At 72.6% G+C, this 23,423-nt stretch carries 14 protein-coding genes, 1 tRNA gene and 1 pseudogene; 9 read left to right on the top strand and 7 right to left on the bottom strand.

Going from position 1 to position 23,423, the window contains the following annotated elements; all coding sequences use genetic code 11:
- Positions 1 to 16 precede the first annotated feature (16 nt).
- Together PWG71_RS28775 and PWG71_RS08695 are read right to left on the bottom strand one after the other, a co-directional pair.
- Positions 17 to 451, bottom strand: a pseudogene (locus tag PWG71_RS28775) (transposase); the annotation flags it as partial.
- Positions 452 to 1,064: 613 nt separating this feature from the next.
- A tRNA-Arg gene (locus PWG71_RS08695) sits at positions 1,065 to 1,140 on the bottom strand.
- A 445-nt stretch (positions 1,141 to 1,585) separates the two neighbouring features.
- Here PWG71_RS08695 and PWG71_RS08700 point away from each other — a divergent pair.
- Positions 1,586 to 2,470 (top strand): cobalamin biosynthesis protein, encoded by an 885-nt coding sequence (locus PWG71_RS08700; protein ID WP_274809045.1) that lies wholly within the window; start codon positions 1,586 to 1,588, stop codon positions 2,468 to 2,470.
- Between the two features lie 342 nt (positions 2,471 to 2,812).
- On the opposite strand, the gene PWG71_RS08705 is transcribed toward PWG71_RS08700, so the two are convergent.
- Positions 2,813 to 3,325 (bottom strand): hypothetical protein, encoded by a 513-nt coding sequence (locus PWG71_RS08705; protein WP_274809046.1) that lies wholly within the window; start codon positions 3,323 to 3,325, stop codon positions 2,813 to 2,815.
- A 322-nt stretch (positions 3,326 to 3,647) separates the two neighbouring features.
- Here PWG71_RS08705 and PWG71_RS08710 point away from each other — a divergent pair, with 322 nt between their 5' ends.
- From PWG71_RS08710 to PWG71_RS08720, 3 genes are all read left to right on the top strand, one after another.
- The gene (locus PWG71_RS08710; RefSeq protein ID WP_274809047.1) at positions 3,648 to 6,584 is read left to right on the top strand and encodes a penicillin acylase family protein; all 2,937 of its coding nucleotides are present in this window, start codon (positions 3,648 to 3,650) and stop codon (positions 6,582 to 6,584) included.
- Positions 6,585 to 6,815: 231 nt separating this feature from the next.
- Positions 6,816 to 7,256, top strand: a complete 441-nt coding sequence (locus tag PWG71_RS08715; protein ID WP_274809048.1) for an NfeD family protein — start codon at positions 6,816 to 6,818, stop codon at positions 7,254 to 7,256.
- Positions 7,257 to 7,333: 77 nt separating this feature from the next.
- Positions 7,334 to 8,431 carry an SPFH domain-containing protein gene (locus PWG71_RS08720; protein ID WP_446724990.1) on the top strand — a complete coding sequence of 366 codons (1,098 nt, stop codon included), beginning with the start codon at positions 7,334 to 7,336 and terminating at the stop codon, positions 8,429 to 8,431.
- 203 nt (positions 8,432 to 8,634) lie between these two features.
- On the opposite strand, the gene PWG71_RS08725 is transcribed toward PWG71_RS08720, so the two are convergent.
- Positions 8,635 to 9,600 carry a quinone oxidoreductase family protein gene (locus PWG71_RS08725; RefSeq protein ID WP_274809049.1) on the bottom strand — a complete coding sequence of 322 codons (966 nt, stop codon included), beginning with the start codon at positions 9,598 to 9,600 and terminating at the stop codon, positions 8,635 to 8,637.
- A gap of 241 nt (positions 9,601 to 9,841) precedes the next feature.
- A complete protein-coding gene (locus tag PWG71_RS08730) occupies positions 9,842 to 12,061 on the bottom strand; it encodes a serine/threonine-protein kinase (RefSeq protein WP_274809050.1) in 2,220 nt (739 codons plus the stop codon).
- Positions 12,062 to 12,321: 260 nt separating this feature from the next.
- Here PWG71_RS08730 and PWG71_RS08735 point away from each other — a divergent pair, with 260 nt between their 5' ends.
- Positions 12,322 to 12,609, top strand: a complete 288-nt coding sequence (locus tag PWG71_RS08735) for a DUF6504 family protein (RefSeq protein WP_274809051.1) — start codon at positions 12,322 to 12,324, stop codon at positions 12,607 to 12,609.
- 103 nt (positions 12,610 to 12,712) lie between these two features.
- Here PWG71_RS08735 and PWG71_RS08740 read toward each other — a convergent pair whose 3' ends face one another.
- Positions 12,713 to 13,288 carry a GNAT family N-acetyltransferase gene (locus PWG71_RS08740; RefSeq protein ID WP_274809052.1) on the bottom strand — a complete coding sequence of 192 codons (576 nt, stop codon included), beginning with the start codon at positions 13,286 to 13,288 and terminating at the stop codon, positions 12,713 to 12,715.
- Between the two features lie 113 nt (positions 13,289 to 13,401).
- On the bottom strand, positions 13,402 to 14,484 hold the full coding sequence (locus PWG71_RS08745; protein WP_274809053.1) for a peptidoglycan recognition protein family protein: 1,083 nt from the start codon (positions 14,482 to 14,484) through the stop codon (positions 13,402 to 13,404).
- A gap of 541 nt (positions 14,485 to 15,025) precedes the next feature.
- Here PWG71_RS08745 and cobT point away from each other — a divergent pair.
- From cobT to PWG71_RS08765, 4 genes are all read left to right on the top strand, one after another.
- A complete protein-coding gene (gene cobT / locus PWG71_RS08750; protein WP_274809054.1) occupies positions 15,026 to 17,404 on the top strand; it encodes a nicotinate-nucleotide--dimethylbenzimidazole phosphoribosyltransferase in 2,379 nt (792 codons plus the stop codon).
- Positions 17,405 to 17,632: 228 nt separating this feature from the next.
- Complete coding sequence (gene cobA / locus PWG71_RS08755; protein WP_274809055.1) at positions 17,633 to 18,913, top strand: uroporphyrinogen-III C-methyltransferase; 1,281 nt, start codon at positions 17,633 to 17,635, stop codon at positions 18,911 to 18,913.
- A 65-nt stretch (positions 18,914 to 18,978) separates the two neighbouring features.
- The gene (locus tag PWG71_RS08760; protein WP_274809056.1) at positions 18,979 to 20,877 is read left to right on the top strand and encodes a dynamin family protein; all 1,899 of its coding nucleotides are present in this window, start codon (positions 18,979 to 18,981) and stop codon (positions 20,875 to 20,877) included.
- Positions 20,874 to 23,363 (top strand): GTPase, encoded by a 2,490-nt coding sequence (locus PWG71_RS08765; RefSeq protein WP_274809057.1) that lies wholly within the window; start codon positions 20,874 to 20,876, stop codon positions 23,361 to 23,363. Before PWG71_RS08760 ends, PWG71_RS08765 begins: the two co-directional genes overlap by 4 nt.
- Positions 23,364 to 23,423 lie beyond the last annotated feature (60 nt).

The raw sequence follows: 23,423 nt of genomic DNA on the forward strand, positions 1-23,423 counted from the left end.
TCAGGACCTGGTGGTGTCAATTCGTTGAAGCAACACCTTCGCCCTCAAGAGGAGCTTGTGGAACATCTTCTGCGGTGTGTAGAACCCCAAGTACGCCCGGGGGCGGGTGTTGAGCTCGTCGGCGATCGCGGCCAGGTATGGCTGGTGCTGCGGAATGTCGGTGCCCTTGGGCAGGTCCTCCCGGATCAGGCGGTTAGTGTTCTCGTTGGTGGGCCCCGGCCACGGCGAGTGCGGATCAGAGAAGAACACCGGCAGGTCGGTGACCACCGTCATCGGCCTCCCGCCCCTGGGGCAGAACCAGGATCACCGTTTACCGGTTCTGGCGGTCTACCAGCGTGATCACTGCGGTCTTGCCCTCCTTGCCCGCCACGAGATCCCCCTCCCAAACTCCGAGGACCTAGCGGCCCAGAGCCTGCTCGGTGCGCATACCTTCTCCTCGCGCGTGGGCGAGCACGATCTCCTCGCGTTCAGCGAGGGTGAGCATCCGTCGTTCTTGCATGAGCAACCCCTATGAACTGCGGAGTCGCTACGGCGGTATGACACCATCCCTGCCAGCCTGTGGTCACCGTTGCCAACGAGTTACACAACGTCTTAGGACAGAACAGCTAGGGCGTTGCCTCGCTCGCACTTGACGCGGGGTCGGACGTGCAGGTGGCGCCAAAGGTGTTGAGGCGCACGACCACGCACTTCACGCGGGACACATGCCAGCTGGTGCTCCCCGAAGTCGCGAACGGCGGCGGAACCGACTGCGCAGTCGCTGTGCCGGGCGGCGCCCGGGTCGGGGCGTGTTGGGCGGCTGAATTGCCGGGTGGCCTCTGGGGTAGGGGGCGTGGGGGTTGGGAGCGGATGGGGCAGTAGACCCGTGGTTGGGCGCTGGTGGGCGGACGCGGGGTTGTCCCGGCCCAGGGCCCGTCACGGTCGTGGGATAGCAAAGTGCTCCGGGAGGTGGACCCCCACCTGCACTGACCTTGTACTGGGGAGCACACGAGGAGCACACATCGCCCCCAAACGCCGCGAGGACCTCGTTCGAGATCCTCGCGCACCCCGTCTGACCTAGGGTTTTGTGGCGCACCCGGCAGGATTCGAACCTGCGGCCATCGGATTAGAAGTCCGGTGCTCTATCCACTGAGCTACGGGTGCTCGATTCAATTGTCGCCCGATGTAGCGGCTCGTGACCAAGCTGTGACACGGGGTGGCCTGAGGTCGGGTGGTCGGCCCGTACCGTGGTGCCCCGGGCAGACATTCTAGGGTATTTGGAAGATCTCGCCCACGGGTGGGCAAAGACTCAGCAACTACGGTGATTCGTAGTTGGCACTCGTTACCACGCGCGCTCCACCAAATCGGTCGCTATGGGCCTCGTGCACCACGTTACCGGTGATTAACCCCCGGTGCGCCTCACCCTCGCTGGCGTTTCGTGAACTCCTGATGTCAAGCGGTCAGAAGTGCCACCACTGTCCGGCGAGGACGGCCATCCAGGTCAGAGTGCACAGCATTGGGCCTCCGTTGGACGTCACTGAGAGTAGTCGTAAATATAACTCTGTGTAACCATCGGAGGTGTGTTGTGACGGGTCGCTACCGTGGTGCGGTGCGATCACGAGGAATGACGGCGGGCTTCCTGCTCGATGTACTGGTACCGGACCCCCGAAGGGGGCATCCCGTCGCGTTGTTCGGGCGGGCCGCCGGGTGGTGGGAGCGGAGGGTCCACAGGGACTCCCGGGTCGCCGGCGCGGTGTTCGCCGCCGGGGCCGTCCTGCCCGTGGTCGGGCTGGGGCGGTTGGCCGAACGGGGTGGGGCGCCGGTGACCGCCGCGGTCACGTGGGCGGTCCTGGGCGGGAGCATGCTGTGCCGGGAGGCCGAGGGTATCGCCCGGGCCCTGGAGGCCGGCGATGTGGAGCGGGCCCGGGAGCTGTTGCCGCGGTTGTGCGGGCGCGACCCCCGAGGGCTGGGGGAGCGGGAGATCGCCCGGGCCGTCGTCGAGTCGCTGGCGGAGAACACCTCCGACGCCGTGGTGGGCCCGTTGGTGTGGGGTGCCCTGTGCGGGGTCGCCGGGCTGGCCGGTTTCCGGGCGGTGAACACGTTGGACGCCATGGTCGGCCACCGCGACGAGCGGTACCGCAGGTTCGGTACGGCCTCGGCCCGGTTGGACGACCTCGCCGGATGGGGGCCGGCGCGGCTCACCGCCGTGTTGGCGGTCCTGGCCGCGCCTGCGGTGGGCGGGGACGTCGAAAAGGCGTGGCGGGTCTGGCGAAGGGACGGGGACCGGCACCCCAGTCCGAACGCGGGCCAGTGCGAGGCGGCCTTCGCCGGCGCGCTCGGGGTCACCCTGGGAGGGGCGAACGTCTACGGGGACCGGGAGGAGCGTCGGCCGCGGATGGGCGACGGCCCGCCGCCCGAGGTGGCGGACATCCGGCGGGCGGTCCGGCTGTCCCGGCTGGTCGGCGCGGGCGCTCTGGCGGTGACGGACCTGTAGCGCCCTCCTGGTCGCGGGCACCGCGTCGGGTGGGGTGTCCCCACGGACGCTCTTCGGTCAGGAGGAGGTGTCGGGCCGGCCGGTGGGAAGCCCCTCCCCGGCGGGCGCCGTGCGGGGTGGGGCCTGGCGCGGCGCCCTGGAGAACGACGGGTTCCGGCGGGAGTCGCCGACCGGGGCGGCCCGCCCCTGGCGGGCCTTCGTGGTGTCACCGGACGTCGCTTCCGTGGTCGCCCGCCGGACTCGCCCGGACCTCCTCGGCGATCCGGTGGAGCGGTGTCCGGGCACCGGGGTGCCGTGGCGGGTGGTGCCCCCGGGTCTTCCGGGGACCCCGTCGAGCGGGGTTCAGGCGGCGAGGCTGCGGGCGTAGTTGACCTGCTGGTTGATCTGGGCGCCCAGGCCCGGGTGCGCGGCCGGGATGGAGGCCGCGTGGTAGTGGCCGTGCCCCTGGACGGTCACCTGGATGTGGCCGGTGGTCTTGCGGTCCTTCACCAGCAGGAAGAGCAGGCTGAGCAGGCAGGCCCAGATGAACAGGATCGCCACGATGATGGCCCAGACCGGGATGTTGCTCTCCGTGCGGCTCATGTCGGTGACGGTCCACACCGTCCCCCTGATCGGGAAGCGTCCTCCGGGGGTGATGACGGTGTTCCGGGTGATCGCGATGTCCCCGATGGTGCTCAGGAGCGGTTCCTCCACCGAGCCGGCGGCCGGTCCGGTGGGGGCGGGAACGTAGCCGCCGCCGGGGGAGCCGTAGGGCTCCAGCGCGCCGTACTCCGGGGCGGGGTTCCAGCCGGTCGAGGGGTCCTGCCGGGGCTGCTGCCACGGGTCGCCGGGGCCGGGGGAGGGGTACTGGTTCATGGGTCCGATTGTGTCAAAGGGAGGGGGTCGGTGGAACGCGATCCCTCGGCCGGTGTTCCGGACCTCGGCTCGACGGATCGGCGTGGCCGGATGTGGCCATTCCCGGGATCGTGTCAACCGTTCGTGACGGCCCTTGTTCGCGGTGTGCCCGCGGCTTTGCGCTGGATGTGGCGTGCGTCACGGTAAACATGCCGACTTCTCCGGCGCTCGGAAGGTGTCCTTCCGGTTCGGGGTCCCAAACGTGAAACTCTTTCGCAATTTCCCTACCCGTGCGTAACATGCCGCTGGAACCATCGCCCGTACCCCCAGGTGGTGACAGCACATGCCCCCCTCGCTCCCCTCCCTCAGAAGGCGGTTGCGCGCCGGTGCCTCGGGTCTCGCGCTGGCGGTCGCGGCCGTCGGCGTCGCGACGCTCCCCGCGGCCCCCGCCCTCGCCGAACCCGTCCCCGACTACTGCGCTCCCCAGGGATGCCACGACATCCTTCCCCCAGGTCAGAACGGCAGTGCCACTCTCGTCGAGATCCTGGGGCACCAGGCCTTCGGCACTCGGCCCCGCTTCTCCTCCAGCCAGCTGGACATGTACGACAACCTCGTCCACCACTACGACGGCCTCACCGGAGAGGGTCTGGACGACTTCTTCCTCGACGCGACCTTCGGTGTCGCCTCCGGTGACGTGGGCCGCCGCTACCGGCCGCGCACCGACGTCACCATCACCCGCGACCGTCACCACGGCATCCCCCACATCGAGGGGACCACCCGTGAGGGCACCATGTTCGGCGCCGGCTACGCGGCCGCCGAGGACCGGCTCTTCCTCATGGACGTGCTGCGCCGTGTCGGCCGTGGCGAACTCACCTCCTTCGCCGGCGGCGCCGAGGGCAACCGGGGTCTGGAACAGGACCTGTGGCGCAGCGCCCCGTACACCGAGGAGGACAAGCAGGCCCAGATCGACCGGGTCGCCGCGAGCGGCGAACGCGGGCGCCAGGCCCTGGACGACGTCGAGGACTACCTCAAGGGCGTCAACGCCTACATCGACAAGGCGGACAGAGGCCGCTACTTCCCCGGTGAGTACGTCCTGACCGGGCACAAGAACGCCATCACCAACGCCGGGAGGATCGAGCACTTCACCGCCACCGACGTCGTCGGCATCGCCTCCATGGTCGGTGGCATCTTCGGCGGTGGCGGGGGCGGCGAGGTCCAGTCCGCCATCGTCCTGGCCAACTTCCAGGACCGCTACGGCGCCGAGGAGGGACTGGCGCTCTGGCACGACTGGCGGATGGAGAACGACCCGGAGGCCGTGGTCAGCATCCCCGGCGAGTTCCCCTACAGCGGCACTCCCGAGGACCCCGTCGGCGAGGTCTCCCCCGACCCGGGCTCGCTGGAGTACTACGACATCGTCCACGACGAGCACGGGTCGGCGGCCTCCGGTCAGGCGGCCGAGTCCACCGAACCGCTCGCCGCCACCGCTGCCGAGCCGGAGGACCCGGCGGAGGAGTTCACCGTCGAGGACCTCACCGGGGAACAGCGGGAGGAACTCGACACGATGGTCGAGGAGGGCGACCTCTCCGCCGCCGAGGGCGTGTTCGAGGACGGCGTGCTGCCCGAGGGCCTGCTCGACCCGCGCGGCATGTCCAACGCCCTGCTGGTCTCCGGCGAGCACACCGAGAGCGGCAACCCCGTCGCCGTCATGGGACCGCAGACCGCCTATTTCTCCCCTCAGCTGCTCCTGCTCCAGGAACTCCAGGGACCGGGCATCAGCGCCCGCGGGGCCTCCTTCGCCGGGGTGAGCTTCTACGTCCAGATGGGACGCGGCGTCGACTACGCCTGGAGCGCCACCTCGGCGGGCCAGGACCTCACCGACACCTTCGCCGTGCACCTGTGCGAGACCGACGGGTCGACCCCGACCACCGGCTCGCGCGCCTACGTCGACTCCTCCGGTGACTGTGCCCCCTTCGAGGAGTTGAGCGTCACCAACGAGTGGAAGCCCACCGTCGCCGACGGCACCCCGGCGGGCGGCTACACCCTCACCTCGCTGCGGTCCGAGTACGGCCTGGTGCAGTCGTTCGCCACCGTGGACGGCACCCCGGTCGCGTTCACCTCGCTGCGCTCCACCTACATGCACGAAGTGGACTCCATCATCGGGTTCCAGCGTTTCAACGATCCCGACGAGATCACCTCGGCGGAGGCGTTCATCGAGGCCGCCGGTGACATCGGCTACGCCTTCAACTGGCACTACGTGGACGACCGGGACATCGCCTTCGTCAACTCCGGCGCCAACCCCCTCCGGACCGAGGGCACCAACCCCAACCTGCCGATCGACGCCTACTCCGAGGCCGGCTGGTCCGACTGGGACCCGGACACCAACAGCGCCGCCCACATCCCCAAGAGCGACCACCCTCAAGCGATCAACCCCGACCACATCGTCAACTGGAACAACAAGCCCGCGCACGGGTACACCTCCGGCTGGTCCACCGGGTCGGTGCACCGGGGGGGGCTGTTGGACACCCGGGTGTCGGCGCTGATCGCCGACGGGCACGATTTCACCACCGCGAGCCTGACACGGGTGATGATGGAGGCCGGTGTGGCCGACCTGCGCGCCCAGGAGGTCCTGCCGCTCCTGCTGGAGGTCATCGACACCGAGGAGGTGACCGATCCCGGGCTGGCCTCGGCGATCGAGGAGCTGCGCCTGTGGAACGAGGCGGGGTCGCTGCGCCGCGAGCCCTTCCGCGACGCCGGCTACTACTCCTACGCCGACTCCATCCGGATCCTCGACGCCTGGTGGCCGCTGCTGGTCCGAGCCCAGTTCGAGCCCGAACTCGGCGGGGACCTGTACACCGAGCTGACCCGGGCCTCGCAGATCGACGAATCGCCCTCGGGCGCCATCGGCGGCGGTTCGCCGGGCAGCGTCAACCAGGGGCAGCCCCACCGCGGCTCCGCCTTCCAGTACGGGTGGTGGTCGTACGTGGACAAGGACCTGCGCACCGTGCTGGGTCACGACGTCGAGGGGCCGCTCGGTGACGGCGCCTACTGCGGCGGCGGTGACCTCGCCGAGTGCCGCACGATCCTGCTCGACACCCTCGCCGACGCGGTCGCCACCCCGGCGGGCGAGGTCTACCCGGGTGACGCGCACTGCGGGGCCGGCGCCCAGGTGTGCGCGGACACGGTGATCCACCAGACCGTGGGCGGTATCGGCATGTGGCCGATCGCCTGGCAGAACCGGCCCACCTACCAGATGGTCTACCAGTTCTCCGGCGGACGTTAACGGGCGGGGACACGGTCCCCGGCGGCCCCGAGCGGGTGCCGTCGGGGACCTCGCCGTGTTCGCCGTCCCGGGGAGGACGGCCCCGGGCGGAACGGTCCCGGAGACCCCGCGCGGACGGAGGACTCCGGACCCGTCACCGGAATACCCGTTGGCACGAGCGAATCGTGTGGTTGGTCGGGCTTGTGTGGGTAGCACAAGTAATACCCGGAAAACGAAGGGGAGGGGTGGTACATGGAAGCCTGGTTGCTCTGGCTCATCCTCGCCGTCGTCCTGGGCATCATCGAGGTGTTCACCCTCACCTTCGTCCTGGGCCTCCTGGGCGTCGCGGCCCTGGTCGCCGCCTTGCTCGGTGCCATCGGGATGCCCGTGGCCGTGCAGATCATCGGGTTCGTCGCGGCCTCGGCCGCCGGCGTCTACATGGTCCGGCCGATCATGCGCCGCCAGCTCACCCGCGGTCCCATGGTGCTCTCGGGGACCGAGGCCCTGGTGGGGCGCTCCGCCGTGGTCCTGCAACCGGTCGACCGCGACAAAGGGCTCATCAAGCTCTCCGGGGAGGAGTGGTCGGCGCGGAGCATCGACGAGGATCTGGTGATCCCCGTGGGCGCACACGTCGACGTCATGGAGATCGACGGCGCCACCGCCGTGGTCTACCCCCGCGAGGCCCTTCCCTGAGCCGGTTCCGGTCGCCCCGGGGCGACCGGACGGGGCCGCGCACAGCCGCAGACACGATCCGAGGTCAGGTACCGAACATGATCGATCCGGTCATACCCTTCATCATTCTCGCGGTCCTCTTCGTGGCCATCGCCTTGTCGTCGATCCGCATCGTCCCCCAGGCGAGGGCGTACAACATCGAGAGGTTCGGCCGCTACACCAGAACACTCGTCCCCGGGCTGAACTTCATCATCCCGGGCGTGGACCGCGTCAACACCAAGTTCGACCTGCGCGAGCACGTGTTCACCTCGCGCCCCCAGCCCGTCATCACCGAGGACAACCTCGTCGTCAACATCGACACCGTCCTCTACTACCAGGTCACCGACCCCCGGGCCGCCGCCTACGAGGTCGCCAACTACATCCAGGCCATCGACCAGCTCACCGTCACCACCCTGCGCAACGTCATCGGCTCCATGGACCTGGAGCGCACGCTCACCTCCCGCGAGGAGATCAACACCCGGCTGCGCGGGGTCCTGGACGAGACCACCGGCAAGTGGGGCATCCGCGTCAACCGGGTCGAGATCAAGGCGATCGACCCGCCGCCCACCATCAAGGAGGCGATGGAGAAGCAGATGCGGGCCGACCGTGACAAGCGCGCGGCCATCCTGCACGCCGAGGGTGAACGCCAGGCCCGCATCCTCAGGGCGGAGGGCGCCCGCCAGCAGGTGATCCTGGAGGCTCAGGGCGACCAGCAGGCCGCGATCCTGCGGGCCGATGGTGAGGCCCAGGCGGTCGAGCGGGTCTTCCAGGCGGTGCACGCCAACAACGCCGACGCCAAGCTGCTCGCCTACAAGTACCTGGAGACGCTGCCGCATCTGGCCAACGGGGAGGGCAATACGTTCTGGGTCATTCCGGGCGAGCTCACCGAGGCGGTCAAGAACGTCAGCCACGCCTTCGCCGGGGACATGGCACGCTCCGGCCCCTCCACGGAGAAGGGGGAGGACGCCGGGCCGGCGGGGCCCGCCCAGCTCACCGGGCCCGACCCGGCGGAACGTTCGGCGTCGGCCCAGGCCGCCGTGGAGGCGGCCGAGGCCGCCCGGCAGGCGGTGGCGGACGCCCGCGACGACGTGCGCCGCGCCGGGGTGGCGGGTGTCCGCGACCCCGAGGCCACCCCGCGCCCGCGCAAGGAGGACTGACCGGATCCGGGTGACCCGCACCGCGTCCGTCGGGAGGGCCGACGCTCCGGTTCGGGCCGGTCGGGCCGGAGCCGTCGGATGCGCCGGGGCCCGGCCCCGACCGGGCCCCGGGCGGTCATCGACCCGGTACACGGACCGGCGTCTTCGGACGCGGCCGCCGACACGCGATCGGCGGCCGCGCGGCGTGTCGGACGCGTGTCCGGTCAGACCAGGACGAGTTTGCCGGTGGTCCGGCGCGAGGCCAGGTCGGTCTGGGCGGCGCCCGCTTCGGCCAGCGGGTAGCGGCCTCCGATCCGCGGGTCCAGTCGACCCTCGCCCACCAGGGAGAACAGGTCGCCGGCCCGCCACAGCAGTTCCCGTCGGTCGGCCACGAAGTGTGCCAGGGACGGCCGGGTCAGGTACACCGAACCGGCGCCGTTGAGCCGCTGCGGGTCCACCGGCTCCACAGGTCCCGACGACTGCCCGAACAGGGCCAGCACACCGCGCGGACGCAGCGACGCCAGGCTCGCGTCGAAGGTGTCGCGCCCCACCCCGTCGTAGACCGCGGCCACGCCCTCGCCGCCGGTGAGGTCGCGCACCGCCTCGGCCACGGGGGTCTCGGTGTAGCGGATGATCTCGTCCGCGCCCGTCTCCCGGGCGATCCGTTCCTTCTCCTCGGAGGAGACCGTGCCGATCACGCGGGCGCCCAGCTCCTTGGCGAGTCGGACGAGGAGCAGGCCGGTGCCCCCGGCCGCCGCGTGCACCAGTACGGTCTCGCCCTCGGCCACCGGGTGGACCGAGTGGGTCAGGTAGTGGGCGGTCATGCCCTGGAGCAGGAGGGCCGCGGCCTGCTCGGAGGTCACCGCGTCCGGCACGGGTACCACGAGGGACGCCTTGACCACGGCCCGGTCGGCGTAGGCGCCGGGCGCCATCGCCCACCCCGCCCGCTGCCCCACGGACAGGTCCTCGACGCCTTCGCCCACGGCGGTGATCACCCCGGCGGCCTCCATCCCCGGCACGAAGGGCAGGGGGACGTCGTACAGGCCGCCACGCTGGTAGATGTCGATGAAGTTGACCCCCCGGGCCTCGATGTCGATGAGGACCTCACCGGGGCCGGGGACGGGGTCGGGTACCTCGGACGGCCGCAGGACCTCGGGTCCACCGGTCTCCTCGATGACGATGGCGCGCATGCTTCCACTCCTTGCCGAATGCGGGTGCCCCGGCATCATGCCAGTGAGGGGCGGCACCGCACCACGGTCGGACCCGTCACGGGAAGACCGCGCGTGCCCCGGCCCCCGGGGCGCCGGGCCTCGGCGTGCGTCCGGTCGGCGGAGGAGACCACCGGCGGTTCCGCCGGACCGGGAAGGGCGCCGGAGGCGGCCCCGCCCCCGTCCGTGGCCCGGAGACCGACCGCGGCCGGTCTCCGAACGCTCAGTGGGTCTCCTCCTCGGGAATCTCGCCGATGTAGAAGTCGGTGAAGAGCACGCCGAGTGGCTCCTGGCCCGGCCCGGGCCGGACCATGATCCCGGTCTGGCGCCGCTCCCCGGGCTCCTCGGCGTTGTCGGGGAGCGGGTCGTCGTCGGTGTACGACAGCACGTGCTCCTCGTTGACCCACACCGACAGGTCCATACGCTCCTCTTCGTCGCCGTCCTCCCCATCGTGGTGGCGACACGCGAGGGTGATGCTGTTGGTGGGAACGCTCTCGGCGTCGAAGTCGTAGGGGTCGGACGCGTCGTAAGAGCGGTCCCCGGCATTCGGGTCGATCGCGGGGTAGGTCTGGAAATCCCCGATGTCGCCGCTACTGGCGAGTTCGCGTCCGCCGCCGGCGGCCTCGTCGACCCGGTGGAGCTCGACGCGTCCCCCGTCGAAGCGCACCAGGGCCTCGTACCGGGTCAGGTTGTCGTCGCGAGCGTCGTCGATGTTGTACCAGCAGCGCACTCCGAACGTCCCCGCGGCCGCACCCTCCACCACGTAGGCCCGCGTGCTCACCACGACCCCGGACGCCACGTCCCGCTCCCCCGGGAGTTCCAAGGGCACGCGGGCACCCCGGGAGGGGTGGGGGTTCCCACCGTCCCAGGTGAGCAGGTATCCGCGCTGGCCGGCCCAGTAACCGTCGCGGTCCTCTTCCGGGTCGAAGACCTGAGTCTCCCATTCGGGGTTCTGGCTGAAGTCGATGTCGATGAGCGAGGTGCTCGGCGGGACCTCCTCGCCGCGACTCGACAGGGCCACCGCACCGATGCCGACGATCAGCACGAGTGCGCCCACGCCCGCGCCGATACCGAGCAGCCGGCGCTTCCGGCCCCCGGGGGAGCCGTTCGCGTCGGATCCGCCCCGCGGCGGCACCGGGGTACCGGGACCGCCCGGACCGGCGTGGGCGCCGAAGGCGTACCGGTCGTGCGGCGGCGAGGAGTGCCCGCCGGGTGTCTGACGCGTGGGAGGCGCCTGCCCGCCGGTCGGGCCGTAGTGGGCCCGTCCGTGGAACGTCGGTGGCGCCTGGCCGCCGCTGGGACCGTGGTGCGCCGGACCCGGCGGCGGGTAGGGGGACCGCTGCCCGCCCGGCGCGTGGGACTGTGCCGGGTCCATCCCGTACCGGGTGGGCGGCACCGGTGCCCCCGCCGGCGCGCCGCCGGGCGGGGGCACCGGGTACGAGGGCTCCCGGACCTGGTCGGTGGCCCCGTCGGGCGGGGTCTGTCCATGGGACGGGGTGGCCGACCCGGCCGTCGGATGTCCCTGTCCCGGCGGTGTGCCCGGGACCGGGGCACCGCTCGGCGCGGCCCAGGCGTCGGTGATGGTGCGCCGCACCTCGGCCTCGGGCGGATCCTCCTGCCCGGTGAGCCGGGCCAGGATCCGCTGAGAGGTCGGCCGCCGCGCGGGATCCTTGTCCAACGCGGCGGCGACCAGGTCGTACAGGCTCGGCTCCAGCCCCTCCAGCCGGGGCGGGGCCGTGGTGATGTTGTACAGCACGGCCGGCACGGTGGGGGCGTCGAAGGGGGCCTCGCCGATGCCCGCGAAGGCCACCAGGCAACCCCAGGCGAAGATGTCGGCGGCGGCCGTGGGCTTCTCGCCGAGCAGTAGCTCCGGTGCCATGTAGGAGGGGGTGCCCATGAGCTGGCTGGAGCGGGTGACCCCGCCGCCCGAGTCGTCCAGGGCACGGGCGATGCCGAAGTCGATCACCTTGGGGCCGACCGGGGACAGCAGGACGTTGGCGGGCTTGAGGTCGCGGTGGATGATGCCCGACCCGTGGATGGCGGTGAGCGCGGCGGCCACGCCCATGGCCAGGCCCTCCAGGGTGCCGCCGGTCATGGGGCCGCCCTGGCGCACCGCCTCGTCCAGGTTCGGTCCCTGAACGTACTCGGAGACGATGAACAGCGGGTCGCCGTCCAACCGCGCGTCGATGACACCGGCCGTGGAGAACCGGGCGACCCGGCGGGCCGACTCCACCTCGCGGGCGAACCGTGCCCGGAACGCCGCGTCGTCGGCGAGATCGGGGTGGATGAGCTTGACGGCGACGCGGCGTCCCGAGGCATCCTCCGCCAGGTAGACGGTGCCCATGCCGCCGCGGCCGAGGCGGCCGACGATGCGGTGGCCACCGAGTTCCTGGGGGTCGCCCGCGCGCAGGGGTCTGCCGCTCTGCTGGCCGTTCGACGTCACGGTGGAGGGTCCTCGCATGGATCGGGGATGGGGTGCTGTCAGCGTACCGACGGTGACACGCCGGGCGTTGTCGGCCCGGAGGTGCCCGAGCCCCGGGAGGGGCCGTTCGCGCGGGGGTGTCGCACATCGGTCAGGAGAGGTGATGCCGCCCCCGGGGAAACGGTTCCACGGCTCGGTCGATTTCGCTACTGTGGGAACACGCGTTCGAAAAACTGTCCGTATCTTCCCCACGGACGGGCACACAGGGGCCGGAGGGGTCGATGCCGAGGGGAAGTGTCGTGGGAAGGTACTACGGGGCAGAGGTCACGGTCGTGGAGGACGCGGGCCGGCCGGCCCGGTTCACCTGGAACGGCAGGGTCTACGGCGTGCGCCGGATCATCGACCACTGGGTCGCCCCGCACGAGGACCGACGGCCCGTGCGCGGACCCCGGCCGGCCCGGATGGCGCACTGGCGTCTGGAGGCCGGCGCCGCCGGTTCCGAGGGGGTGTACGAACTGCGCCACGACATCGTCGCCGGGACCTGGTCCCTGTCCCGGGTGTGGGGCTGAGACCGCCGCGGTCGGGCGCGCGGAGCGCGGGCGCGTCCGCCCCGGGGTGCCGGGCGGCGAGCGGGAGAGGCCGGGGCGCGGTCACGGGCGGTACGGGGGCGCCTCAGGCCCGGTCGGCGGGGATCAGACCGTACACGGCCAGATCGGTGCGGCCCTCGTGCAGGGGCATGGCGCTGCGCTCCACGCCCTCGAACGTGAACCCCGCCTTCTCCGCCACCCGACGCGAACCGATGTTGGCGGTGGCGGCCTTGATCTCCAACCGCTGGAAACCCTGGTCCAGGGCCCATCGGGAGACCGCCACCACCGCCTCGCCGGTGTACCCCCGACCGCGGGCCCACGGGGACGCCCAGTAACCGATCTCGGCGTTCATCGCCTCCCACATCACCCGCACCAGACCCATGGCGCCGACCAGGCGACCGGTGTCCTTCGCGACGACGGCCCACTGTTGGCCCTCGCCGCCGATGCGCGTCCCCGGAGCGATCTCCCGGCACCACAGCTCGGCGTCGGCCCGGGTGTAGGGCGCGCCCGGGCGGGGGAGGGGGAGCCACCGCTGGAACTCGGGGTCGTTGCAGGTCGCGTACACGTCGTCGATGTCCTCCTCGACGAAGGCACGCAGGCGCAGACGTTCTGTCTCCAGGATGATGGAGGGTAGGACGGGGCGCTGTTGGGCGGTGGTCACCGGACTTCTCCCGAGGGACGATGGGCTCGGAGGCTCAGCCTAAGCGCGTCCTCGCGCCCGTCCCCACCGATCGCTCGGAAGCGGGGGGCGACATCGGACGCCACCGACGGCGCTCAGACCAGGCCTCGGGCCACCCGGTCGCGGATCGTGGTGTCGAACACCTCGGCGAAGGCGTCACCGGGACAGGCCGTGTCCGACCAGTCGCGGTGCCGCCCCAACGCCGGCCCCGGCGTGACGGCCCCGGTGTCGGGCCGGACGTGGTCGATCTCGGCCCGGGGGTCCACACCCGTCACCGCGCACACCAGGCGCAGCACGCTCACCAGGGAGTTCCGCGCCGCCCGCGTGGGCAGGGCGTCGGTGAGGTCGCCGAGCAGGCAGACACCGATGTTGCCGTGGTTGACCCCGTAGACGTGGCCGGCGGTCACCGAACGCGCCCGACCCGGAAGGGGGACGCCCGAGAAGACGGGGAGACCGTCCTCACCGGAGTGCCGACCCTCGTAGACCACCCCGTCGGGGTCGATCAGCAGGTGGTAGCCGATGTCCCCCCACGCCTGCTCCACCGCGTGCAGGTAGTACACGGCGCGCACGTCGGCGGCGTGATCGCCGGTGGTCGCCATGGCGGTGTGGTGCACGGTGAGGGCCTGCACGGGGTGGAACACCGCCGGCCACAGGTCGTTCCCCTCCTCGTCGAACCGCCAGGACTCGTCCGCTCCCCAGCCGGCGCGGGTGCGCAGCCGCACGGCGGCCACCTCGACGGAGGTCGCGTCCGGGGCGGACAGGGTGGTCCGCTCGGGGCCGCCGACGCGCAGCCCTTCGCCGTCGAACAGGTTCACGGCGGCGGTCCTCCCATCGACGTCGACCTCGTACCCGGTGGCCCCCTCGGGTGCGCGGACCAGGGCGGAGCCGGCCGGGGCGTGGTCGTCACGCCCTTCGGCGTGCAGGTGGAGGTGTTCCCAGGAACCGAGTCCGGAAGGGGTCTCGAAGCGGATCGCGCCCCGGGTGCCGGGCCCGCCGGTGACGGTGATCACGTCGAACGGCCCCTTCGGGTGGACGAGGGGGCCGGCCGGGGCGGGTTGGGCCAGGACACGGGGGACCGTGTGGCCGTCCGCGGCCAGAGCGCCGCGAGGGGCCGGGAGGGCGGTGCCCAGGGCGGCGAGTCCGGCGGTGGCACCGGTGAGGAAGGCGCGTCGTCGCATGGTGTGTCCGTTCTCCTTCGGATGCGCGATGGGTGCGTCCGGGGTGGGGGAGACCCGGCCACTCTGGCACACCCGTGACCACTTTGGGTGGCGGAGTGCGTGTTCTCCGTGACGGAATCCGGTCGCGCCGAGCCGCGAGGACGAACATTGGACGTGTTCCCACCCCATGAAGGACGGTCGGGGGTGGGGGAGGCGCACGTCGGGCACCGGGACCCCGGCGGCGAAGAGGGCCCCGGCCCGGGGCCCGGTCGGATCCGCCTCGCCGCACGCGATCCCCGGAACAGGAGCCTTTCCGACACCCTCCGGGACCTGCTCCCCTGCGCCCGGGCGAGGGAGATATCGGACACGGTCCGGGCGCCCCCCGGGTGACTCTGGCACAGTTGGCGGTGATGTGAGGGTCTTGGGACACGAGGTCGAACGCCGATCCGCCGAGGCCCGGGGACCCGTGCGAGCGGCGCGCCGCCGCAGGCTACGCTTACCGGTCGAACACCGGAACGAGCAGTGGGAACGGGTAGTCGACACACCTTCACTGGGGGCGATCATGACCGATGGCGACCGCGAGGACGCCCGATACGACGGGCCCGGCGACGAGGACGCCCACGGTCGGGGCACCGGGGCACCGGGTCTCGGGCCGCTCGGCGGCCTGCTCGACGGCCTGCCCGAGAGCGGACGCGGGACCCGTCCGCGACGCCCGGCCGGGACCAACCCGTTCCGGCGCCCCGAACCGACCCCCGAGGTCCGACCCCCCGAGCCCGCTCCGGTCGACCCCGTCCCCGCCGCACCCCGGCGGCCCGCCCCCACCGGGCGCCCGGAGCACACTCCGGCCGGACCCGTTCCTCCCGCCTCCGTTCCCCCCGCCCCCGCCGGGCCCGTCGTTCCCGCCGGGCCCGCCCCGACCCCGCCGTCCCGGCCCAACGTGATCCCCTTCCGCAACACCCCCGACCCCGTCCCGGGGAGCGGCGACCACGCCGGGGAGGCGTTCGCGGACACATCCGAGACGACCGAACCGGACCACCCGGCGGCCACCGCCGACCGGACACCCGTGGGGCCCGCCCCCGCGACCAGCGAAGCAGAACAGAGCATGCACGCACACGAAGCGGCGGCCCTCCCGCCCGAGCCGTACCCGGCGGACCCGCACCGCACCGCACCCGCACCGGTCCGGCCCGCCCCCACCGTCCTCGCCGACCGGGTCGACCACGCCTACGACGAGGCCACCCGAGCCGCCGTCTACCGGGCCATCAACGACCGGCGCGACGTGCGCACCGGCTTCCTCCCCGATCCCGTCGACCCCGACGTGCTCACCCGGGTCCTGGAGGCCGCGCACCGGGCGCCCAGCGTCGGCCACTCCCAGCCCTGGGACTTCGTGGTCATCGAGGACCCCGAACTGCGCGGCCGCGTCCTGGACCTGACCCTGCGCGAGCGCGACGAGTACGCCCACTCCCTTCCCAGCACCCGGGCCCGGGCCTTCTCCGGACTGAAGGTCGAGGCCGTCGCCGAGGCGCCGATCAACATCGCCGTCACCGTCGACCCCACCCGCGGGATCCGCAACACCCTGGGCCGGCACGCCAAGCCGATGAGCGCCTCCTACGCCGCCGCCCTCGCCGTGGAGAACCTGTGGCTGGCCGCCCGTGCCGAAGGCCTCGGCGTGGGCTGGGTCGGGTTCGTCGACGAACGCGACGTGGCCGGAGCCCTCGAACTCCCCTCCCACCTGGAGGTCGTCGCCTACCTGTGCGTCGGCCACGTCGAGGAGTTCCCCACCGAGCCCGAGCTCAGCCTGTCCGGCTGGGCCAAGGGACGCCCCCTGTCCTGGGCCGTGCACCACGACCGGTACGGTCGCCGCGGTCTGCCCGGCCAGGAGCCCACGACCCTGCTGGAGGAGACCATCACCGCCATGGGAGCCCTGCACACCCGCGCGGTGGAGGAGGCCCGGGACCGGCAGGACCGGATGACCAAGCCGCGAGGCTCCCTCGGAATCCTGGAGGAGGTGTCCGTCCAACTCGCCGGGCTCGCCGGGGAATGCCCCCCGCCCATCCCGGAACCGGCCGCCGTCGCCGTGTTCGCCGGCGACCACGGCGTCCACGCCCAAGGGGTGACCGCCTGGCCGCAGGAGGTCACCGAGCAGATGGTGCACAACTTCCTCAACGGCGGGGCCGTCGTCAACGCCTTCGCCGCCCAGGTCGGCGCCGAGGTCACCGTGGTGGACGTCGGCGTGGTCGCCGACCTGCCGCAGGCCACCGGCCTGCTGCCGCGCAAGGTCGCCCGGGGCACCGCCGACATCACCCAGGGTCCGGCCATGACCCGCGATCAGGCCATGCGAGCCCTGGAGAGCGGCATCGAGGTCGCCCGCGACCTGGTCACCGCCGGCAACCGCTGCCTCGTCACCGGCGACATGGGCATCGCCAACACCACCCCCTCCGCCGCCCTGATCTGCGCCTTCACCGGTGCCGACCCGTCGGAGGCCACCGGCCGGGGCACCGGGGTGGACGACGCGATGTACGAGCACAAGATCGACGTGGTCCGGCGGGCCCTGGCCGCCAACCCGATCGACCCCGCCGACCCCATCGGCACCCTGGCCGCCCTGGGCGGACTGGAGCACGCGGCCCTGGCCGGGTTCATCCTCGGCGGCGCGGCCCTGCGCGTCCCGGTGCTGCTCGACGGCGTCATCGCCGGTTCGGCCGCCCTGGCCGCGGCGGCCATCTCCGCCGAGTCCAGCAGCGCGTTCTTCGCCGGACACCGCTCCAGCGAACCCGGCCACTCCCTGGTGCTGGAACACCTGGGCCTGCGTCCGCTGATCGACCTGGAGATGCGTCTGGGCGAGGGGTCCGGCGCGCTGCTGGCCCTGCCGCTGCTCCAGGGCGCGGCCCGGGTCCTGCGCGACGTCGCCACCTTCGACGACGCCGGGGTCTCCCAGGCCCGTTGAGCGGCGAGACCGCCCGCACCGCACGGTGCGGGCGGTCTCACACCTGTTCCGAGGATCCGTTCATCTCTCCGTAATACCGCTTTGACAAGGTATTTTGGAGCAATCGCCGAACCATCGCCGGCGGTCGGCGGGCACCGAGACCCTCATCGACCTCGATCGGGACGATGCCCGCCGGCACCCCGCCGTCGTCGCCGGGGGCCGGAACCGACGACCGAAGGGGCGCGACCCGTGACCTATCTCCTCGGCCTGCGTCTGCACGACCGTGACGTCCTCGTCATCGGTGGCGGCCGTGTCGCCCAACGCCGTGTTCCCGTCCTCCTGAACGCGGGCGCCCGGGTCACCCTCGTGGCCCCCGCCATCTCCGCCGCGCTGGAGGACCTGGCCTCGGCCGGCCGCCTCACCTGGATCCCACGCGCCTACGCGCCCGGCGACGTCGCCGGGCGCGCGGCCCCCGCCTACTGGCTGGTCCACTCCGCCACCGACGACCCGGCCGTCAACGCCGCCGTCGCCGAAGAGGCCGAGGCCGCCCGGATCTGGTGCGTGCGCGCCGACGACCGACACGCCTCCTCCGCCTGGACGCCGGCCAGCGGCACCGAGGGCGGCATCACCGTCGGCGTCGTCGCCTCCGGCGACCCGCTCCGGTCCGCCGGGTTGCGCGACGCCATCGTCGAAGGACTGGCCGACGGCACCCTGGACGCCCGCCGCGGCCGCGAACGCCTCACCGGAGTCGCCCTCGTCGGCGGCGGTCCCGGCGACCCCGGTCTGATCACGGTCCGAGGACGACAACTGCTCTCCCAGGCCGACGTCGTGGTCGTCGACCGCCTCGCCCCCACCTCCCTTCTGGACCGGCTGCCCGCCGAGGTGGAGATCGTCGACGCCGCGAAGATCCCCTACGGCCGATCCATGGCCCAGGAGGAGATCAACCGCGTCATCGTGGACCGCGCCCGCCAGGGGAAGTTCGTGGTCCGCCTCAAGGGCGGGGACTCCTTCCTCTTCGGCCGGGGGGGAGAGGAGGCCGCCGCCTGCGCCCGGGCCGGGATCCCCGTCATCGCCGTACCCGGGGTCACCAGCGCGCTCGCCGCCCCGGCCGCCGCCGGGATCCCCGCCACCCACCGGGGCGTGGCCCAGGACGTGCACATCATCTCCGCCCACGTGGCACCCGGTGATCCCCGGTCCACCGTCGACTGGGAGGGGGTGGCCCGCGCCGGCGGCACCGTCGTGGTCCTCATGGGCGTCGAACGCCTGTCCGCCATCACCGACGCGCTCATCGCCCACGGGCGCTCCCCGGACACTCCCGTCGCCGTCGTTCAAGAGGCGACTCTGCCCGGACAGAGGACGGTCACGGGTACGCTGGCCACCATCGCGACTTCGGTCGCGACGGCCGGTGTGCGGCCCCCGGCGGTGGTGATCATCGGAGAAGTGGTCCAAACGGCGCGGGAACTTGACATACTGCACACCGGAACCCAGTTCGAGACCCATCGACTCGCGACCGGGCGCGATCTCCTATAACACCCCCCGATGGCGTCGCCCACCCGGAGGGAACCGTCAGCACCGATGAGGAGGGCATACCGATCATGACCCGGCCGTCGGCCGCGCCGGACACCACCGGTTCCGGTCCCGCGGATCGGTTCGGTACCGGACCGGCCGCCACCTCCGACCAGCCCGCCCAGGGCCCCGGACCGCTGCCCGAGGAGGACCCCCGGGCCATCAACGAGGCCCGGCGGGGGCCCACCGTCCCCGTTCCGGCCGGACCCGCCAAACACCGTGCCCCCGCTCCTGAGGACGATCGGTTCGAGCAGGTGCTGGAATCACTGCGCAAGCAGATCCGGGACCTCGCATTCGCCGACGACCTCCCCGGGGCGGAGGAGGGGCGGGTCCTCCAGGCCGACGTGCTCGCCCAGCTCACCGACTACGTGCTGCCCAGGGTGCGCCGTCCCGACATTCCGCTGCTCATCGCGGTCGCGGGGTCCACCGGGGCGGGAAAGTCCACCCTGGTCAACAGTCTGGTCGGGGAGCAGGTCACCACGACCGGCGTGCGCAGGCCCACCACCAACAGCCCCGTCCTGGCGTGCAACCCGGCCGACGTGGACTGGTTCAGCGAGGCCTCCTTCATCCCGTCCCTCCCCCGCGTGCGCCAGCAGGGCCTGGCCATGCCGGGCAAGGACGGCATGCTGGTCCTGGCCGCCACCGAGGCCATGCCGCCCGGCGTGGCCCTCCTCGACACCCCCGACGTCGACTCGGCGGTGGCCGCCCACCACGAGTTCGCGGCCAAGTTCCTCGACGCCGCCGACCTGTGGGTGTTCGTCACCACCAGCAGCCGCTACGCCGACGCCCGCGTGTGGGAGTTCCTCCAGGTCGCCCGCGACCGGGACACCTCCATGGCGGTCGTGCTGTCCCGGGTGCCGCGCCGGGGGCGCCGCCGACTCCTGGACCACTTCGGCGCCATGCTGGAGGCCAACGGTCTGGGCGCCGCGGCCCGGTTCGCCATCCCGGAGACCGACCAGATCCGGGGGGAGCGCTTCACCTCCAACGTCGCCGACCACATCCGCGGTTTCCTCGCGGACGTGGCGGGTGAGGCCGAACAGCGCGACCGGGTGTCCCGGCGCACCTTCATCGGCGTCATCGACAGCTTCCGCACCCGGGTCCCCGAACTGGCACGCCAGGTGGAGACCCAGATCGAGGCGGGGCGCGTCATGACCACCGCCGTCGACACCGCCTACGCCGACGCCCGCGGGCGGATCGGCACGGGTCTGAGCGACGGCTCCCTGCTGCGCGGCTCCCTGATGGCCCGGTGGCAGGAGGTCGCCGCCAGCGGCGAACTCGCCCGCAGCCTGCGCCCGCGCGGCAAGCGCGCCCGCAAGGCGGGCCGGGCCGAGCAGGCCGAACGGGGGCAGCGGGTGGCCGCCTTGGAACGCGCCGTCCGCGACTCCCTGGAGGCCCTCGTGGTCTCCTCCTGCGAACGCGCCTCCGAGGAGGTCGAACGCGTCTGGCGGGAGGTCCCCGGTGGCGACGAACTGGCCACCGGGGCTCTCAACCGGCCCGGCACCGGCCTGCTGGTCCAGCAGATACGCCAGGAGATCGGCGAGTGGCAGCGCGACATCGCGGAGATGACCGGGGAGGCCGGGGCGACCAAACGCTCCGTCGCCCGACTGGTCACCTTCGATCGCGACATCGTCACCCTGATCCTCATCATCGACCTGCTCGGTTACGAGCGGTCCCGCTCCGGGGGCGGCGCGCACGCCGCGGAGCCCTCCGGCCCTTCTCCGCAACGCCTGCTCAAAGGGTTGTTCGGCGCGCAGTCACTGCGCAGCATCGGCACGAACGCGCGGGAGAACCTCATCCGCCGCGTCAACGGCTTGCTCGACCGGGAACGGATCCCCTTCGACGCCGCGCTGGCGTCGGCGGAGATCCCCTCCGAGGACGCCGCCGTCCAGCTCTACCAGGCCACGTACAACCTTGAGATAGCACGATGACGACTGAGTGGAACCCCGGGCAGGCGCACGGGGACCCCGACGCCACCGACGCACGGGAAGGGAGCGCCCCCCGAGGGGCCTCCTCCGAACCGGAGAGCGGACCGTGGCGCGGCTACACCGTGCCGGTCCCCGACCATCCGGACCACGCCCACTCCGGTGGGGAGGCGGACGAGCCCGCCCACGACGGGATCTCCGCCTACCCCGACCCGTCCGGCACCGCCGCGCGCGGGGGAGGGGCGAGCGCGCCCGAGGCCTCCGAGGACGAGGAGGGCGCGGCGGAGGACGGTGGGACCGGCGCCCGGTCCTCCCAGCGCGGTTCCGGGCGTCACGCGCGTGCCTCCGCGCCGCCCCGGAACGCCCGGCCCGGCGCCCAGGGGGCCGACGAGGACCCCGACGGTCTGGCCGGGTGGGTCGGCAGCCTCGCCGAGGCCGCCGACGACACCCGCATCGCCGGGCGCAGCACCACGACGGGGGCCTTCGCGGCCGTTCCGCCGACGGGCCGCCGTGCCCGGGTCGAACGCGTCCCCGGGGCCACCGATGGCGTGGACGCCGCGGAGGTCTCCGACGGCGCCGAGGAGACCATCGGTGAGAGCGTTCCCGAGGACGCCCCGGCGACCGGGTCCGATCTGCTCGCCGGACCGGACACGGAGGAGGAGACCGGTTTCCGGGCCCCCGAACCCGTCGTCCACCCGGAGGAACCCTCGATCGAGGCCGAGGGGGACCCCGTCCCCGACACGTCCTCGGACGAGGAGGACGCCCCGCTGCCCCGTCGTGTCCCCGGGCCCTCCGCCGTCTCCGGCTCCTTCCGGGTCGTGGACCCGGACGAGGAGTACCGGCCCACCACCCACGACTCCTGGCAGTACACCAGGCACACCAGCCGCGCCGAACTCATCGAGCGGCTCGATGCCCTGTCCACCCTGGTGGAACTGGGTCAGGGCGACCTGCCCCAGGAACTCCTCTCCCGGGCCGGACAACTGCTCGACCACGCCGGCGCCCGGTTGCGGCTGTCCGCCGAGCACACCGTCGTCGCCCTGGCCGGCGGCACCGGCAGCGGTAAGTCGTCGCTGTTCAACGCCTTGTGCGGGCTGGAACTCTCCCAGACCGGCATCACCCGGCCCACCACGTCCAAGGCGCATGCCTGCGTGTGGGGCCACGAGGGCGCCGACGCCCTGCTGAGCTGGCTCGGTGTGCCCACCCGCTACCGCCACTCGCGCACCAGCGTCCTGGACTCGAATGACTCCGAGCTGACCGGCCTGGTCCTGCTGGACCTGCCCGACCACGACTCGGTCCGCAGCGCGCACACCGCCGAGGCCGACCGGCTCATCGGTTCGGTCGACCTGCTCGTGTGGGTGCTCGACCCGCAGAAGTACGCCGACGCCGCCGTCCACCACCGCTACCTGGCCAAGATGGCGGGGCACGGCGCGGTCACCGTCGCGGTGCTCAACCAGGTCGACAAGGTCGAACCGGACGAGCTCAAGGAGCTCCTCACCGACCTGCGCCGCCTGCTGGAATCGGAGTCGGGGGTGCACCCGCGGGTGCTCACCACCTCGACCCTCACCGGCCAGGGCGTCCGCGACCTCCAGGAGTTCCTCGCCGAGGCGGTGCGCGACCGGCGCGCCCTCGTCGACCGGCTGGTCGCCGACCTGGACCGGATCGTCGTCCCGTTCGCCGAGCACATCGGCGACGAGGAGATCCCCGAGACCGTCTCCGCCGAGGTGCGCGGTCGCGTCCAGGAGGGGTTGGCCGGGGCCGCCGCCGTCGCGGCCGTCGCGGACGCCGTCGAGGCCAACGACGTTCGCCGGGGCCGCCGCCGGGTCGGTTGGCCGGTGGCGCGCCGGGCCGCCCGACTGCGCAAGGACCCGTTGGCCGCGGTACAGCTCGACTTCCTGCGCAAGGACGGTGATCAGGTGCTCGGCGGCCCCGTGGACGCCCACGAGGCCGAACTGGAGACGGTGCTCTCGGAGGCGGCCGACGCCGTCTCCGAGGAGATGCCCGCGCCGTGGCGGCGCCGGATGCGGGCCGCCGCCCGTACCTCGGTCGCCGAGCTGCCCGCCGAACTGGGCGGGGCCGTGTCCTCCGCCGTGGGAGACCCCGACCAGAGCCCGTCGTGGTGGCGGGTGGCCAGGTCCGTGCAGTTCGCCCTGCTGGCCGTGGCCGGGATCGGTCTGACGTGGGCGGTCGTGGCGCTGGTGAGTCGGCTGGGCGGGGGTATCACCGGCGTCGCGATGTTCGACGACGCGGTGTTCGTGGCCTACGCCGCCGCGCTGGTGGCCGCCGCCCTGGCGGTGGGATGGCTGACCGGCGTCGGGTGCGGCAACCTCGTGGAGGTGGCCGCCGTGCAGCGCCGGGAGGACGTGGAACGGGCCGCGCAGGTCAAGGTCCGTGAGATCGCGGTGGCGCGCGTGGTGGAGCCGATGGAGGCGGAACTGGCCCGTTACCGGGCGTTCAGGGCCGCCCACGAGGTGGCGCGGGCACCGGAGGAGTGAACGTCGGGGTGACCGCCCGGCGCGATCACCCGTGAGGCCCGGGGCCCGGAGGGCGTGGCA

Source organism: Nocardiopsis sp. N85 (genome assembly GCF_028882275.1).
Classification (GTDB): domain Bacteria; phylum Actinomycetota; class Actinomycetes; order Streptosporangiales; family Streptosporangiaceae; genus Nocardiopsis; species Nocardiopsis lambiniae.